Annotated in this window: 14 protein-coding genes, 1 other RNA gene and 2 pseudogenes; 9 read left to right on the plus strand and 8 right to left on the minus strand. The window is 71.7% G+C overall.

Annotation, left to right across the window (positions count from 1 at the left end):
* The first annotated feature begins 11 nt into the window (after nt 1-11).
* From ACFYXC_RS03350 to ACFYXC_RS03370, 5 genes and pseudogenes are all read left to right on the plus strand, one after another.
* Nucleotides 12-884 (plus strand): AraC family transcriptional regulator, encoded by an 873-nt coding sequence (locus ACFYXC_RS03350; RefSeq protein WP_389546294.1) that lies wholly within the window; start codon nt 12-14, stop codon nt 882-884.
* Nucleotides 885-966: 82 nt separating this feature from the next.
* A pseudogene (locus ACFYXC_RS03355) lies at nt 967-1,686 on the plus strand (DMT family transporter); the annotation flags it as partial.
* Nucleotides 1,687-1,801: 115 nt separating this feature from the next.
* Nucleotides 1,802-2,216, plus strand: an RNA gene (gene rnpB / locus ACFYXC_RS03360) — RNase P RNA component class A.
* A 103-nt stretch (nt 2,217-2,319) separates the two neighbouring features.
* Entirely contained in the window at nt 2,320-2,682 is a 363-nt protein-coding gene (locus ACFYXC_RS03365) for a hypothetical protein (RefSeq protein ID WP_389546297.1), read from the plus strand.
* A 160-nt stretch (nt 2,683-2,842) separates the two neighbouring features.
* Complete coding sequence (locus ACFYXC_RS03370; RefSeq protein WP_389546300.1) at nt 2,843-4,411, plus strand: hypothetical protein; 1,569 nt, start codon at nt 2,843-2,845, stop codon at nt 4,409-4,411.
* A 71-nt stretch (nt 4,412-4,482) separates the two neighbouring features.
* On the opposite strand, the gene ACFYXC_RS03375 is transcribed toward ACFYXC_RS03370, so the two are convergent.
* Together ACFYXC_RS03375 and ACFYXC_RS03380 are read right to left on the minus strand one after the other, a co-directional pair.
* Complete coding sequence (locus ACFYXC_RS03375; protein WP_388924556.1) at nt 4,483-5,199, minus strand: polysaccharide deacetylase family protein; 717 nt, start codon at nt 5,197-5,199, stop codon at nt 4,483-4,485.
* A complete protein-coding gene (locus ACFYXC_RS03380) occupies nt 5,196-5,867 on the minus strand; it encodes a glycoside hydrolase family 11 protein (RefSeq protein ID WP_389546303.1) in 672 nt (223 codons plus the stop codon). The genes ACFYXC_RS03375 and ACFYXC_RS03380 overlap by 4 nt, the downstream gene beginning before the upstream one ends.
* Nucleotides 5,868-6,232: 365 nt before the next feature.
* Here ACFYXC_RS03380 and ACFYXC_RS03385 point away from each other — a divergent pair.
* Nucleotides 6,233-6,559 (plus strand): annotated as a pseudogene (locus ACFYXC_RS03385) (SDR family oxidoreductase); the annotation flags it as partial.
* A gap of 60 nt (nt 6,560-6,619) precedes the next feature.
* Here the strand turns inward: ACFYXC_RS03385 and ACFYXC_RS03390 are convergent.
* Nucleotides 6,620-7,291, minus strand: a complete 672-nt coding sequence (locus ACFYXC_RS03390; protein WP_389546306.1) for an enoyl-CoA hydratase-related protein — start codon at nt 7,289-7,291, stop codon at nt 6,620-6,622.
* A 277-nt stretch (nt 7,292-7,568) separates the two neighbouring features.
* Here ACFYXC_RS03390 and ACFYXC_RS03395 point away from each other — a divergent pair, with 277 nt between their 5' ends.
* Nucleotides 7,569-8,900: a PHB depolymerase family esterase gene (locus ACFYXC_RS03395; RefSeq protein ID WP_389546308.1), complete on the plus strand. Its 1,332-nt coding sequence runs from the start codon at nt 7,569-7,571 to the stop codon at nt 8,898-8,900.
* A gap of 87 nt (nt 8,901-8,987) precedes the next feature.
* Here ACFYXC_RS03395 and ACFYXC_RS03400 read toward each other — a convergent pair whose 3' ends face one another.
* On the minus strand, nt 8,988-9,452 hold the full coding sequence (locus tag ACFYXC_RS03400) for a MarR family winged helix-turn-helix transcriptional regulator (protein ID WP_389546767.1): 465 nt from the start codon (nt 9,450-9,452) through the stop codon (nt 8,988-8,990).
* A 306-nt stretch (nt 9,453-9,758) separates the two neighbouring features.
* Between ACFYXC_RS03400 and ACFYXC_RS03405 the strand changes: the two genes are divergently transcribed.
* Nucleotides 9,759-10,274: a YceI family protein gene (locus ACFYXC_RS03405; protein ID WP_389546310.1), complete on the plus strand. Its 516-nt coding sequence runs from the start codon at nt 9,759-9,761 to the stop codon at nt 10,272-10,274.
* Nucleotides 10,275-10,331: 57 nt separating this feature from the next.
* Here ACFYXC_RS03405 and ACFYXC_RS03410 read toward each other — a convergent pair whose 3' ends face one another.
* The 3 genes from ACFYXC_RS03410 to ACFYXC_RS03420 all read right to left on the minus strand — a co-directional run bounded on the left by ACFYXC_RS03410 (nt 10,332) and on the right by ACFYXC_RS03420 (nt 12,637).
* A complete protein-coding gene (locus ACFYXC_RS03410) occupies nt 10,332-10,667 on the minus strand; it encodes a MazG-like family protein (protein ID WP_389546312.1) in 336 nt (111 codons plus the stop codon).
* Nucleotides 10,668-10,816: 149 nt separating this feature from the next.
* Nucleotides 10,817-11,383, minus strand: a complete 567-nt coding sequence (locus ACFYXC_RS03415) for a DoxX family protein (RefSeq protein WP_389546315.1) — start codon at nt 11,381-11,383, stop codon at nt 10,817-10,819.
* 423 nt (nt 11,384-11,806) lie between these two features.
* Nucleotides 11,807-12,637 (minus strand): SDR family oxidoreductase, encoded by an 831-nt coding sequence (locus ACFYXC_RS03420; RefSeq protein ID WP_389546317.1) that lies wholly within the window; start codon nt 12,635-12,637, stop codon nt 11,807-11,809.
* Between the two features lie 143 nt (nt 12,638-12,780).
* On the opposite strand from ACFYXC_RS03420, the gene ACFYXC_RS03425 reads away from it, so the two are divergent.
* Nucleotides 12,781-14,427: an alkaline phosphatase D family protein gene (locus tag ACFYXC_RS03425; protein WP_389546320.1), complete on the plus strand. Its 1,647-nt coding sequence runs from the start codon at nt 12,781-12,783 to the stop codon at nt 14,425-14,427.
* Nucleotides 14,428-14,611: 184 nt separating this feature from the next.
* Here the strand turns inward: ACFYXC_RS03425 and ACFYXC_RS03430 are convergent, their stop codons facing one another.
* A complete protein-coding gene (locus ACFYXC_RS03430) occupies nt 14,612-15,613 on the minus strand; it encodes a Gfo/Idh/MocA family protein (RefSeq protein ID WP_389546323.1) in 1,002 nt (333 codons plus the stop codon).
* Between the last annotated feature and the right edge of the window lie 50 nt (nt 15,614-15,663).

Genomic DNA, 15,663 nt, shown 5'->3' on the forward strand with positions numbered 1-15,663 from the left:
GGGTTGCGGCCATGGGGGCAGCGGGTGAGGGCGCGGGGGAACGTACGGCGGGGGAACGTACCGCCGGGCGTGAGCAGGCCGTCTGGACGAGGGCGACCCTGGGCGGCTCGGGCCGGCCGCTGGACCTCCTGACGGCCCGCTTCGACCGGCACCGGTACGCGCCCCACGCGCACGACGAGTTCACCATCGGCGTGTGCGTCGCGGGCGCCGAGATCATCGACTACCGCGGCGGCCGCATCTGCCCGCGCCCCGGCTCGATCGTCGTCCTGGGCCCCGGCGAGATGCACACCGGCGGCCCGGCCGCCACCGACGGCTACGCCTACCGCGCCCTGTACGCCGAGGTGTCCCTGCTCACCGAGGGCACCCTGAGCGTGCCCGACTTCCGCGAACCGCTCCTCGACGACCCCGAACTGGCCACCGCCCTGCGCCGCGCGCACACCGAGCTGAGCGTCTGCCCCGACCCCCTGGAGACCGAGTCCCGCGTGCCCTGGCTGCTCACCGCGCTGGCCCGCCGCCACTCCTCGGCCCGCCCCGTGCGCGACACGGTCCCGGGCGCCGGGCGCGTGGCCCGGGCGGTACGGGACCGCCTGGCCGACGAACTCCTGGCCCCACCGTCCCTCGCCGCCCTCGCCGCCGACCTGGGGCTGTCCCGCTACCAGCTCCTGCGCGCCTTCCGTACGAGCATGGGGATACCGCCGTACGCCTGGCTCGCCCAGTACCGGGTGAACCGGGCCCGCTGCCTGCTGGAGTCGGGACACCGCCCCGCCGAGGCCGCCGCGCTCGTGGGCTTCGCGGACCAGGCACACCTGACGCGCTGGTTCCGGCGGGTGCTGGGGGTGACCCCGGCGGCGTACCGCAACAGCGTTCAAGACGCCCGCCGCTGACCCGGCCGAGACTGCGCGCATGACTGCACGCGGCTGGTTTCTCTTCTCCCTCATGGGCGTGCTCTGGGGCATTCCCTACCTGATGATCAAAGTGGCGGTGGACGGCGGGATGTCGGCGTCCATGGTGGTGTTCACACGCTGTGCGCTGGGCGCGGCGCTGCTCCTGCCCTTCGCCGTCCGCCAGGGCGGCCTGCCGGGAGTGGTACGGACGCACTGGCGCCCCATGCTGGCCTTCGCCTGCATCGAGATCATCGGCCCCTGGTGGACCCTGACCGACGCGGAACGCCACCTCTCCAGCTCGACGGCGGGCCTGCTCATCGCGGGCGTACCGATCGTCGGCGTGGTCCTGGCCCGCTTCTTCGGCGACACGGAACGCCTGGGCGTACGCCGCACGGTCGGTCTGGGGCTCGGCCTGGGAGGTGTGGCGGTCCTGACGATCCCGCACCTGACCGGCGGGAACGCCCGCTCCCTGACGGAGATGCTGGTGACGGTGGTGGGCTATGCGACAGCCCCGCTGATCATGGCCCGCCACCTCAGGCAGGTGCCGACCCTGCAGCTGATAGCGCCCTGTCTGCTCCTGTCGGCACTGGTGTACGCCCCGGCGGCGGCGCTGACCGGCCCGTCCACCATGCCTTCCCCCTCGGTCCTGGCCTCCCTCGCCGGCCTGGGCGTGATCTGCACGGCCCTGGCCTTCGTCGCCTTCCTGGAGCTGATCAGGGAGGTGGGACCGACCCGGGCGGTGGTCTTCACGTACGTCAACCCGGCGGTGGCGGTGACGGCGGGCGTCCTGTTCCTGGACGAGCGGCTGACCGCGGGCACGGTGGCGGCGTTCGCCCTGATCCTCCTGGGCTCCCTCCTGGCGACGGGACGGGGACGGGAGCGGGGCGAACGCCCGGTAGCATGGTCGGCACGGCAGACGAGCCGGGCGGACGGCCGCGTGGAGTCCCCTTCGGGGGCGCTTCCCGAGGAACGTCCGGGCTCCACAGGGCAGGGTGGTGGCTAACGGCCACCCGGGGTGACCCGCGGGACAGTGCCACAGAAAACAAACCGCCCGGCGCTTCGGTGCCGGGTAAGGGTGAAACGGTGGTGTAAGAGACCACCAGCGCCTGAGGTGACTCAGGCGGCTAGGTAAACCCCACCCGGAGCAAGGTCAAAAGGAAACGCTTTCAGGAGTGAAGGCGCTTCTGCGTGGACGTCCGAGGGCTGCCCGCCCGAGTCCACGGGTAGACCGCACGAGGCCGGCGGCAACGCCGGCCCTAGATGGATGGCCGTCTCCCCGGCCGCCGCGAGGCAGCCGGGCGACAGAACCCGGCGTACAGCCCGACTCGTCTGCCGCCACTTCGGCTCTCGCTGACTCCGGTCGGCCCGAGACGCGCGTTCGGGGGAGTCTGCGCATCGGACGTGCCCAGCCGGACACTGGGGAAGAATCAGCCGGATGGACAACGGGATTCAGCTGATCAGCGATGGTGACGGATTGGCGGTCATCGGGAGCGAGGCGGATGTCGAACGCTTCCTCGTCTCGGAGGGACTGTCGTCGAAGGATCGCGGACTGCGACGGCTCACATCCGTCGCCGGTACCGGGGCGCTGGTCGCCCAGGCTGGTTCGGACATCGCCGCCGAGTCGGCCTGCTGGGTGAAGCTGACCCGGGAGTCCGCCCAGGTCGTCGGTGCCGCCCGAAGCCTCGGCAATGAGACCCTCGACCGGGCCGGCGCGGCAAAGGGCAGGCTGGCCGACGGGATTGCCGAGCGAGCGCGCCGTCGGCGTGGGCGCGAGGAGGAACGCGACGAGCGGGGCTGAGCGAGAGCCGACCTCAGCCGCGTGCGCAGGTTTTCGTGAGTCCCGCGCCGACCCGCTCCTTCAGGTGGCATGAGCATTGGCCGGAAAAGGACCGGCGGTCGGATCCCCGGCGTACGCTCCCGCCGGACCGGGAGCGAGTTGTGCAGAGGAGTCGGGGCGCATGGCGTCGGTGCGTTACGACCAGAGGGTGCGGGCTCTTGTCGAGGTCCGTGGTGGGCCCGACGACTGGGAGGACGCTCAGCGGCGTTTCGACGAGCACGGCTGGCCGGTCCGTGGTTTCTCCGCGAGTGGGGAGCCGCCCCACGGGGCGGGGCTGGATCCTGACCCCGAAGCCCGCGTGTACGAGATCGAGGTCCGTCTGTTCGGCGCCCTCAAGGCATGCGACCGGGGTGCGTCGACCCGGGTACGCAAGGTCATGCGGGGCGCCAGGCTCGAAGCGTACGTGCGCTTCGCCGAGCCCGTCCGGCGCGACCGCGAGATGTTCTCGCAGTGGCGCGTCGTCGACAGTGCGCGGCGTCGGGCCCGTCCACCACACTCCTGGCGTCGTACGTGGTCCCGTCTGGCCCTGCGCTGCGGACGCCACGACGTGGGCGGCGTCGTGACAGGACAGCCGAGGCAGGCCCTTCGACTGGCCCGGACGCACACTTCCGCTGTCGCCGGCGCGGGGGTCCGGCCCCTCGACGGCCGCTGGCGCGGCACGGTGAAGCACTGGCCGGAGGAGGAGACCGAACGCCGTCTGTTCCACGCGGTGTCGTGGTCCCTGCTGACGGCCGTGGCGCTGGTCTTCGCCGACGGCCGGTCCGGTTTCGCCTGGTGGTTCTGGGCCGCGGTGGCCTGTCTCGGCGCGGTGGGGGGCATACGGGTGGGAACGCGGCTGGCACGGGAAGGCAGGTGGTTCGGTGTCGTGGCCGTCCTGCTGCTCATGGCGTTCTTCGCCGCCTCCGGTCTCGGCCTCCTCGACAGCGACGGACGCGGCTGGACACGACGTCAGATACTCATGACAGCGCTCGTGTCCGGTGTGGCGGCGGGTCTGTGGCTCCTCGTAAGGCAGTGGAGCTGGGGCGAGTGGATCGCCTGGGCGGTCCCCCTGGTGGTGACCCTGGCCCTGTCCTCGTTCCTGGCCGCGGGATCCGTGCTCCACGCCCTGTACGCGGACGGTCTGTCCCTCTCGCCGAACGACATCGAGGTGCCGGCGGTGTGGAAGGTGCTGGCCGCCGTGAAACTGCTCGCACTGCTCAGTCCCGTGCTGGTCGTCCCCGCCTGGTGGGGGATCGCCCGGCACCGGCACCATTTCTACGCGGCGCCCGGCGAGCGCCTGAACGGTGCCCTGAACGCCTGCCTGTTCCTGGTGATGCTCGGTGCGGTCACTCTGCAGGCCCTCGATTCGGCGCGGACGGCGGTGGACAGGACGACCCGGGCCGCCGAACGCGGAGGCGAACCGCCGTCCTACTTCGGTATCCAACCGCAGTGGACGTGCGTCGAGCCCGCGGTCCCGCTCGCCCGACTGTCCGGCGAGGGGCCTCGCCTTTCGCCCGAACGCCCCTACCTCTCCTTCGGCGTGGCCGGCGGAACCGCGGTCCTGTGGGACCGGACGACCCGCGAGCCGCTCAAACTCCGGGCCTCCCAGGTCCGGTTGACGCCCGCCGGGTCCGGAGCGACCGGTTGCGAAGCGCCCGCCGCCGGAACGACGGCGCTCCGCGTCACCCCGGGAACTCCTCCGACCGGATAGGCCGTATGGGCGCTCCCGCGACGCCGACGCCGGCGCCGACGTGGCATCGGCGCCGACATGGCTTCGGTGGGTCAGGGGGCCACCGCTCGCCCCGTCTGTGGGGAGATCTTTCCGGCGCACAGGCCCCGGGCGGTCAGGCCCTGGGCTATGCGGGGGATCGCGGCGAGCGAGTTGGCGGACCAGTCGTGCATGAGGATGATCTGGCCGTTGCCGAGCCGCCCGGCGGCCTGCGCGATGGCGTCCGCGCTCGCGCCGTTCCAGTCCTGCGAGTCCACGTCCCAGATGATCTCGGTCAGGCCGTACCTGGCCTCGACCGCGCGCACCGTCGAGTTGGTCTCGCCGTACGGCGGGCGGAACAGTTTCGGCGTACCGCCGCCCGCTGCCGCGATCGCCTGTTGCGTCCGCGAGATCTCCGAGTCGATCTGCGACTGGCCCAGCTGGGTCAGATGCGGGTGGGTGTAGCTGTGGTTGCCGACCCACATACCGGCGTTGACCTGTGCCTGCACCCGGGACGGGTTGGCGGCGGCGTACTGCCCCTGGTTGAACATCGTGGCCCGCAGCCCGTTCCGCGTCAGCGCGCTGAGCAGGGCCGGTGTGCCGGCGGACGGGCCGTCGTCGAACGTGAGGCCGACGTATCCGTTGCAGGCGGCCGCCGCCTGCGCCGGAGCGGTGCCGACGGCGTTGACGGTGAGGGTGCTCGCGGCCGTCAGCGCGACCGCGGCGAGCGTCGTCGGCACGGCACGCGGCAGGCGGCGTACCGCATGACGCGTTCGGGCCGTGGCGGTCATGCCGACACCGTGATGCTGGAGTTGCCGCTGCTCTGGTAGCCCTCCGTCGCCAGGATCATGTAGTACCTGAAGTCGCCCAGGGGCATGCCCGCGCGCCCCCAGGCGTCGAAGTGGTTGCCGGTGGTGATGCTGCCGCCGGTCCTCTTCGACTGCCGCACGCTCCAGTACTGGTTGAAGGTCCTCGTGCCCTCGACGGACGGGGCGTTGTACCGGGTCGTCTGGTAGATGTCGTACGTGCCGCCGTCGCTCGTGACGGAACCCTTGTACGTTCCCGTGGGCCGCCAGGTGCCCCAGTTGTCGACGACGTAGTACTCGACCAGCGGGTTGGACGTCCACCCGTAGAGGCACAGGTAGGCGTTGCCGGACGGGTTGAAGGAGCCCGAGTAGCGCACGGTCCTGCGGCTGCCGTTGCTCCAGCCCTTGCCGGCGACGAAGTTCCCGGTGTTCCGCCAGGTCGTGCCGTAGGTGCCGCCCGAGCCCAGGTTCATGGAGACCGTGCCCTGGGCGTCCGTCCAGAACGAGTAGTAGTAGCCGTTGTTGGTGCCGGTCTGGTTCGTGGTGACGATCGTGTCGGCGTGGGCCGTGCCGGGCAGTGCCAGCGCGGTTCCGGCGCCCAGCAGCATGGCGCATGCCTGCCTGCGGCTCGGCTGTGCGGGGGTGAGTTTCATGTGCGGGTTTCCTCCGTCTTCCACGAGCGGGGGGTTTCCGGGTTCGGTCGAACAGTGTTGACCTGCACCCGTCAAGCGTCAATAGTTTCGCCCAGGATGGCGAAACATTCGCGGAGGGAGGAGTGCCCTGGGGTGTGATTTTACCTGGTCAGGGGCGCAATATGCGGATGTCGATGCGGACTCGACAGTGATGATCGCTTATGGAGGATCGGGCGAAGAGGCTCATTCTTCGAATGTTTCGAAGAACTTGCGGAGTGAAGTGTCGGGCGTGGGTGCAAACGCCGCGCGGGTAGGGGGCGGCTCGGTCCCCGCTTGGGGACTGCGTTCTGCCCGCCGCGCACGTACGTTGAGGCACCGCCTCCGAGGCGTCCCTGCGGGGCAGCGCCGCCGGTACCGCGTACACGGTCTCCAAGCACGGCGTCGTCGGCCTCGCCAGGTCCCTCGCCGTCATGTATCGGGACCAGGGAGTACGGACGAACGCCATCGCCCCCCGGCGGCACCGTGACGAACATCCAGTTCGACGTGGACGCCGGCGCGCACGGGCCGTCCGTCCTCATGGCCTGCCGGGGCAACGTCGGGCGCACGGCGACCGCCGACGAGCAGGCGGCCGCATCGTCTTCCTCGCCTCCGACGCCGCGAGCAACATCAACGGGGTCGTCCTCCCGGTGGACAACGGCTGGTCCGCCGTCTGAGGTGCCGCGCCTGAGGTGCCACACCTGAGGCGCCACATTCGAGGCGCCGCGCGGCCGGGGTCAGCCGAGCGGGGCGGCCCTGTCGCGTAGGAGGTCCAGGACGGGCGCGTACATACGGGACTTGATCGTGCCGAGGGTCGGTCCGGCCTTGGCCGCCTGCGCCCGGGCCAGTTCGATCGCCTTCGCGCGTACGGCGTCCTCCGGCACCGCGTGGTCGACGAGCCCGGCGGCCAGGGCGTCGTCGCCTCCGTAGCGGCGGGCGGTGACCATCGCCTCGTGCGCGGTGCGCGGGGTCACCCGGGACTGGATCAGCGCGGACATGCCCGGGGTGAAGGGGATGTTGATGTCGGCCTCGGGCAGGCACCAGTAACCGCGGTCGGCCCGCATCACCCGGAAGTCGTGGGCCAGCGAGAACATCGCCCCGGCCGCGAAGGTGTGGCCCTGCAGCGCTGCCACGGTGACCACGGGCAGGGACAGTGTCCGCGCGAACAGCCCGTGCACGCCGGCGACGTAGTCCTCGTGCCGGTCGGCGTGGGCGAAGAGCCAGTCCAGGTCCAGGCCGTTGGAGTAGAACTTGCCGGTGGCGGCGGTCACCAGGGCGCGCGGCCCCTCCGCCTTCTCGACCTCGTCCAGCGCGGCGTCGACGGAGGCGAGCCAGTCGGGGTGGAAACGGTTCTCGCCGTCTCCGAGGTCGAGCACGAAGACGTCGTCCTGGCGTTCGAGCATCGGCATGGTGACTCCTCACCCATCAGCTACTTGCCAGTAACTTAATGTGCCGGGTGTGCACCGTGCAAGGGGTGTCGTGCACGGGAGGTAGGCGCACGTCCATCGAAAGCATTCGTCCCCGCTGGCCGGTTTCGGTCTCCACCCCGTCCCCGTGGGAGCGCTTCCATGGCAGGGCGGCGACAGCATGGTCATGCCCACGCCATGTCCGCACGCCCGGTGTCGCCCCCTCGCGCCATCCCACAGCCACCCCAGCCACCCCAGCCACGAGAGGGAAGGGACGGACATGCCCGTTACCGGCAGAAGCGCCGCTCGGAGACGTTCGCGTACAGGGCTCGCCGTGCTCTTCGGAGTGCTGGCGTCGCTCCTCGCGACGGCGCTCCTCGGCGCACCCGGGGCCGTCGCCCGCGAGCCGGCCGCGGCGGCGCGGAAGGTGCCGACCGCCGCGCTCACCGAGATCACCGGCTTCGGCAGCAACCCCAGCAACCTCCAGATGTACCTCTACGTACCGGACAGCGTCACCGCGAACCCCGCGGTCGTGGTGGCCGTCCACTACTGCACGGGCTCAGGGCCCGCGATGCACTCCGGCACGGAATTCGCGTCGCTGGCCGACCGCTACGGGTTCATCGTCGTCTATCCGTCCGTCACCCGCGCCAGCAAGTGCTTCGACGTCTCCTCGCCCCAGGCGCTGACCCGGGGCGGCGGCAGCGACCCCGTCGGCATCAAGTCGATGGTCGACTGGGTGACGCGGACCTACTCCGCCGACACCGCCCGGATCTTCGCCACCGGCATCTCCTCCGGCGCGATGATGACGAACGTCCTGCTGGGCGACTACCCGGACGTGTTCGCGGCGGGCGCCGCGTTCGCGGGCGTGCCGTTCGGCTGCTTCGCCACCACCGACGGCTCCGAGTGGAACAGCGCGTGCAGCGGCGGAACCGTGCTCCGCACCCCGCAGGAGTGGGGCGCCCTGGTGCGCAACGCCTACCCCGGTTACTCCGGGCCGCGGCCGCGCATGCAGGTGTGGCACGGCACCGAGGACGACGTGCTGCGCTACCCCAACTTCGGGGAGGAGATCGACCAGTGGACCGACGTGCTGGGGGTCGGCCGGACCCCGGCCGTCACGGACTCGCCGCAGACCGGCTGGACCCGTACCCGTTACGGCGCCACCGGTGACCGGGCTCCCGTCGAGGCGATCAGCCTCCAGGGGGTCGGCCACAACCTGTACGCGGGTGGCATGGCGGCCCGGGTCCTCACCTTCTTCGGCCTGGACGGCTCCGGCCCCGCGCCCCAGCCCCAGCCGGGCGCCTGCAAGGTGACCGCCACGACCAGTGCGTGGAGTACGGGACTCACCGGCTCCGTGACGATCACCAACACCGGCGGCACGCGTGTCGAGGGCTGGAAGCTCGGCTTCACCCTGCCGTCCGGGCAGGGCATCACCAGCGGCTGGGGCGCCACGTACGCCCCGGCGAGCGGCCCGGTGACCGCCACGAACGCCGCGTACAACGGCACGATCGCGGCCGGCGCGAGCGTGAACATCGGCTATCAGGCGAGCCATACGGGGAACAGCGCGGCGCCCGGCTCCTTCTCCCTCAACGGCACCGCCTGCACGAGCGGTTGAGCCGCCGGTACCGGCGGTCCGGCCGTATTAGCGGGGCCGGCCGTACAAGGGCCGGCGGAACGGTCGGTGCGGGCGCGCGGTGGACGCTCAGGTCCGCCGGTCAGGGGCCTGATCCGGCGCGTCGGCATGCGGTGCGTGGCCGTTCGGTGCGCCGGATGCCGGCGTGGTGGGCAGCAGGTCGTGCAGCTGGGTGTACCGCTGGGCGCAGGCCGTCCGCGCGATGGCCTGCGAGACGGCGTCGGCCAGCGGGCCGGTGGACTCGCTCAGCAGTCGGCGGGCCTTGTCCGTGAGCGCCACCTCGATGCCGCGCCGGTCCCCGCACGCCGAGTTCTTCGTGATCAGCCCCGCGTGCTGCAGACAGGCGACCTGGTAGGTCAGCCGCGTCTTCGGGCGGCCCAGCAACTCCGCGATCCGGCTCATCCGCAGGCTGGAGCCGGGCTGGTCGGCCAGCAGGCACAGCACGAGGAACTCGTCGTGCGACACCCCCATCGCGTCCTTGACCCGGGACCGCAGCTGCTGCTCGATCGCCCCGGCCGCGGCCAACAGCCGCATCCAGGACCGGAGTTCGGGCGGGAGCAGGCCGTCCACGGACGCCTCTTCCGCGGGCGCGCCTTTATCGGCCGGCGGCTCGGGTGCGGGCCCGCCGGTGGGCCCGTCGGTGGACCGCTCGGCCGACGGGTCGGCGGGGGACGGAGAGCCGGCGGATGAGGAGTCGGCGGACGAGGAGCCGGGGGAGGCGGAGGGGACGGCCATGATGGGCCAGTCTACCGGTTGTCCATTTTTGGAGGACCCGCTAGCGTGTGGTCATCCAAATTTGGATTATTGATCCGGTCGTCCGTACCCATCAGGAGAAGTCCCATGACCGTCGCTGTGAAAACCGGCCTGTGGCAGCTCGACACCGTCCGCTCCACCGTCGCCATCGCGCACAAGACGATGTGGGGCCTGGTCACCGTGAAGGGCACCTTCACCGGCGTCACCGGTGACGGAGAGGTCCAGCCGGACGGCACCGCCCGCGGCACGATCACCCTGGACGCCGCGTCCCTCGACACCAAGAACGCCAAGCGGGACGCGCACCTGCGCGGCGCCGACTTCTTCGACGCCGAGCGGCACCCGTCCCTCGTCTTCGCCGTCCGTGACGCCGTGCTGCGCCAGGGGGACACCGTCGAGGTCGACGGCGAGCTGACCGTCCTCGGTGTCGGCCGCCCGCAGTCCGCCACCGCCACGGTCACCGAGTCGAGCGCCGACGCGATCACGCTCACCACGGAGTTCACCGTGGACCGGGAGCGGTTCGGCATGGGCTGGAACCAGTTGGGCATGCTCCGCGGCCTGACGACCGTCACGGCGACACTCCGGTTCACGCGCACGACCGCGTAGTGGCCGATGGCCGGCGGTCGACTGTCGGCCAACGGTCAACGGCCGTCGGGCTGTCGGCTAGGGGAGCCGGTCCGGGCCCAGCGAGCGGTCCGTCACGCGCGCCAGGTGGGCGGTGAAGACCTCGCGGGCGTCCGGTGAGAGCGTCCGCAGAGCGACCGCGGCCGTGATGATCACGTCACAGAGCTCCGACCGGACGTCGTCCCAGGTGTGTGACGTGCCCTTGCGGGGGTTCTGGCCGGTGGCGCCGATGACCGCCTCGGCGACCTCGCCGACCTCCTCCGAGAGCTTCAGCATCCGCAGCAGCAGGGTCTCCTGCGGAGGGCGGGCCGGCTGGGACCGCGCCAGCCAGTCCTGGAGCTGCCCGATGGACTCCCAGAGATCGTCGTCGCTCATGGCGCTCAGGGTGCCATGAGCGACGACGGGCCGACTCGCGCACCGGGCTGGTCGGCTCGCGTGCCGGGCGGGCCGGCCCGCGTACCGCTGGGTCGGCTTGCGTACCCGTGGGTCGGTCCGCGTACCGGCCGCGGTCCGGTGCCGGGCGGTCACATGGCGGGGGTCACGCCCTCCTCGTCGGACAACTGCTGCTGCGCGCCCTCCTGTTGGCGCCGCACCCGTGCGTACCGTGCTCCCAGTACCGCCAGGGTCGCCGCGGCCGTCCCCGCGAGGGCGAGCGGCACCATCCAGTTCCGGTCGGCCGTGTGTCCCAGTGCGTGGTCGAGGGAGATCCGGCCGGGGCCCGTGACGGCCAGGCCCGCCGCCGTGAGGCCCAGGGACGCCGCGTGCTCGTAACCGCCGCCCTGGGCGAAGAAGCCGTTCGGCGCGTGCACCGCGGAGGCTCCCGCCATCGCCCCGGCCGCCGCGGCTCCGGCCGCCGGGGTCGCGAGGCCCAGCGCGAGGAGCGTGCCGCCGCCCGTCTCCGCCAGGCCCGCCGCGGCCGCGCTCGCCCGGCCGGGCGCGTACCCCACGGACTCCATGAACTCGCCGGTCCCGGAGAGCCCGCCGCCGCCGAACCAGCCGAAGAGCTTCTGCGCCCCGTGTGCCGCCAGCACTCCGCCCGTGCCGAGGCGGAGCAGCAGCAGTCCCAGATCGCGTCGGTCGAAAGAGGTCACGGTTCCCGTCACTCCTCGCAGGTCCACGCGCGTACGGTCCCTGCTGGCGCGTACACGCCTGCCCACCGTCGCACCGAACGGCGGCCCGGGGCCTCGCCCGCGCCGCCGTTCGGGTGGTGGCCCGGCCCCGCGGGGTACGGGAGCTGAAAGTGCGGGGCAGCCGTTCCGTGCGCGGGGTCGTCACCCCGCGTCCCGTGCGGGATCCCCCCGACCCCGCGCGTCCGGAACGGCTGCCGCCTCCCCCCTGGATGTGGTTCGGAAGACCAGTGTTCCAAGTGTGAAGTTCTGGTGGAGGAGAGACGAGCATAGGCCCTTTCGGGGGCGTGGGGAACGGGGCGGTCCGTTCGCTTTTCGTTCAGGTGGACGCGCGGAACCCCGCGAGGGGCCCCGCCGGCCCGCACCCTCCCCCCCGGCGGGGGAGGGCTAGCCCCGCCCCACGTAAGGCATCGCGCTGGCGAGAACGGTCGCGAACTGCACGTTCGCCTCCAGCGGCAGCTCCGCCATGTGCCGCACGGTCCGTGCGACATCCGCGACGTCCATCACCGGCTCGGGTGCCATCTCCCCGTTCGCCTGCAGCGCCCCCGTCCGCATCCGCTCCGTCATGTCCGTGGCCGCGTTGCCGATGTCGATCTGCCCGCAGGCGATCCGGTACGGGCGTCCGTCCAGCGACAGCGACTTCGTGAGGCCGGTCAACGCGTGCTTGGTCGCCGTGTACGCGGCCGAGTGCGGGCGGGGCGTGTGCGCCGAGATCGAGCCATTGTTGATGATCCTTCCGCCCTGCGGGTCCTGCTCCTTCATCTGCCGGTAGGCCGCCTGCGCACACAGGAACGCCCCGTCGAGGTTGGTGCCGACCACGTGCCGCCAGGCGTCGTACGGCAGTTCCTCGAACGGCACGCCCCCGGGTCCGAACGTGCCGGCGTTGTTGAAGAGCAGGTCCAGCCGCCCGAAGCGGTCCCGCACGGCGGCGAAGAGCGCGGCCACGTCCTCGGGCCGCGACACGTCGGTGCGCACGCACGTCGACGTGCCGTTTTCCCCGTCCGGCGGCTCGGCATCCCCGCCCGGGCCCCCGGTGTCCACGGCGGGTTCCCCGGCGAGCGCCGCCTGCGCGAGCGACGCCGTCTCCTCCAGCCGATCCGTACGGCGGCCGGCGAGCGCCACCGTCCAGCCGGTGCGCACCAGTTCCACCGCCACGGCGCGGCCGATACCCGAACCCGCCCCTGTCACGACCGCGATTCTCGTTCGATTGGCGTCCATGGCCCCGCAGCGTACGGGAGAGGGTCCTGGGGTCCGCCATATGGAACTCATCCGTCCGACATCTGACTGTTGTGTACCCGACAGCCCACCGTTGACCCTGGCCACTCCAATGCCTTGCACAACAACAGTCAGGGGAAGGCCAGATGACACCCGCAGGCCACCAGCAACCGTCGCAGCACGCCCCCGAACTCCGCGCCGCCGCCCGTCACCTCGGACGCCGCCGCTTCCTCACCGTCACGGGTGCGGCCGCCGCCCTCGCGTTCGCCACCAACCTGCCGACCGCGGGCGTGGCGGCCGCGGCCGAGCTCGACGCGGCGAAGATCACCGAGAATCCGTTCACCCTCGGTGTCGCCTCCGGCGATCCGCAGGCCACCTCCGTGCTGCTGTGGACCCGGCTCGCACCCACCCCTTACCAGGCGGACTCCGGTCTGCCGCCGGAACGCGTCACGGTGCGCTGGGAACTGGCCCGCGACGAACGGTTCAAGCACGTCGTCAGACGCGGGGCGGCCATCGCCCACCCCGAGTTCCACCACTCCGTGCACGTCGAGGTCGGACACCTCGACTCCGACCGGGTCTTCTACTACCGCTTCCGCGCCGGGAGCTGGGTCAGCGAGACCGGCCGTACGCGTACCGCGCCGTCGTCCCGCGCGCGTGTCGACGAGCTGAGACTGGCCGCGGTCTCCTGCCAGGCGTACCACGAGGGGTACTTCACCGCGTACGGCCATCTCGCCGAGGACGACGTCGACGTGGTCTTCCACGTCGGTGACTACCTCTACGAGTACGCGGTCAACTCCGTCGGCGGCGCCCGCAACTACACGGACCGCGTGCTGCCCGACCTGTTCAACCGGGAGACCGTCACGCTGGAGGACTACCGGCTGCGGTACGCCCTCTACAAGACCGACCCCGACCTGCGGGCCGCGCACGCCGCCCACCCGTTCGTGGTCACCTGGGACGACCACGAGGTGGAGAACAACTACGCGGACGACATCCCCGAGAACGACGTACCGCCGGAGGAGTTCCTGCTGCGGCGCGCCGCCGGGTACCGCGCCTACTGGGAGAACCTGCCGCTGCGCCGTCCGCAGCGCCCCGAAGGCGCCGACATGCAGCTGTACCGCCGTCTGAACTGGGGCCGGCTGGCCCAGTTCGACATCCTCGACACCCGGCAGTACCGCTCGGACCAGGCGTACGGCGACGGGTCGGACATCCCGGGCCCCGAGTCGGACGACCCGTCGCGCACCATCACCGGGGCGCGGCAGGAGCGGTGGCTGATCGACGGCTGGCGTGCCTCGCGGGCGCTGTGGAACGTCGTCCCGCAGCAGGTCATCTTCTCCCAGCGGAAGTTCGACCTGGCCGCGGCCTCCAGGGTGTCCATGGACGCGTGGGACGGCTACCGGGCCTCGCGGGGGAGGGTCCTCGCCGGGGCGAAGTCCGCCGGCGTCGACAACCTGATGGTGCTCACCGGGGACGTCCATGTCGCGTACGCCTTCGACATCAAGGACAACTTCGACGAGCCGGGGTCCCGGACGCTCGGTACGGAGATCGTGACGACGTCCGTCACCAGTGGGCGGGACGGGGTGGAGCGGCCCGCCAACTGGGACACGTACATGCAGGCCAATCCGCATCTGAAGTTCTACAACGGGCGGCGGGGTTACACGACGGTGCGGCTCGGGCGGGAGGTGGCGCGGGCCGACTTCAAGACGGTGGCGGCGGTGACCACGCCCGGGGCGGCGATCACCACCGCGGCGTCGTTCGTCACGGAGGTGGGGGATCAGGGGCTGAAGCCGGCGTAGGGCTCCGCCCGGCCGCGGTGTGGTGGGGCGCGGGTGCGGGGCGTGGGGGTGTTGTCGGGTGCGGCGCCGTCGTGGCTGGTCGCGCAGTTCCCCGCGCCCCTTAAAAGCGAAAGATTGCGCAGTTCCCCGCGCCCCTTGAAGGCGAAGGATTGCGCCGTTCCCCGCGCCCCTGAAAGCCTCTGGGTCAGGCTGTTTCCTGGGGGTAGGTGACGCCTACCTGGGCTCGTACCGTGTCGAGGGTGCGCATGATGGCCAGGGTGCCGTCCAGGGGGACCAGGGGGGATTCCGTCTCGCCGGCTCGCAGGCAGCGCATCACCTCGACGGCCTCGTGCTTGAGGCCGGCGAGGGTGCCGTCGGCCGCGCTCGCCGTGTACTCCTCCGGGTCGCGGCCGTCGCGGTGCAGCACGAAGCGGTCGGAGTGGAAGAAGCCGGACGGGATGTCGATACGGCCCTCGGAGCCGGTGACCGAGGCGGAGGCCGACGTGCCGCCCACCAGAGAGCAGTGCAACGAAGCGAGAGCGCCGCTCTCGTACGAGAGCACCATGCCCGTCTGGAGATCGACTCCCTCCTCGGAGAGCACCGCTCGGGCCAGCACGTCGGAGGGCTCACCCAGCAGCAGATTCGCGAACGACACCGGATAGACGCCCAGGTCCAGCAACGCGCCGCCGCCCTGCGCGGGGTCGCGCAGCCGGTGGGTGGGAGGGAACGGCCCCGAGAGGCCGAAGTCGGCCTGCACCGTGCGCACCTCGCCTATCGCCCCGTCGTCGACCAGCGCCTTGAGCTGCCGCGTCAGCGGGTTGCAGTACATCCACATGGCCTCCATCAGGAAGCTCCCGCGCTCCTTCGCGAGGCCGACCAGTTCCTCGGCCTCGCGCGCGTTCAGCGTGAACGCCTTCTCGCACAGCACGTTGCGCCCCGCCTCCAGACAGAGCCCGGCCGCCGCCCGGTGCGCCGAGTGCGGAGTCGCCACGTAGACGACGTCCACGTCCTCGTCCGCCGCGAGGGACTCCCAGTCGCCGTACGCCCGCGGGATCCCGAACCGCTCCGCGAACCCCTTCGCCGACGCCTCGGTGCGCGACGCCACCGCCACCACCTCGGCATCCGGCAGATCGACCAGATCCGCGGTGAACGCCGCAGCGATCCCACCGGTCGCCAGCACACCCCACCGCACGCGTTCCTCAGCCATGCCCGACCCCTCGTTCCGTGCTCTCGACGCCCTCGACGGCTTCGACCACC

The organism is Streptomyces sp. NPDC002701, from assembly GCF_042889045.1.
Classification (GTDB): Bacteria; Actinomycetota; Actinomycetes; order Streptomycetales; family Streptomycetaceae; genus Streptomyces.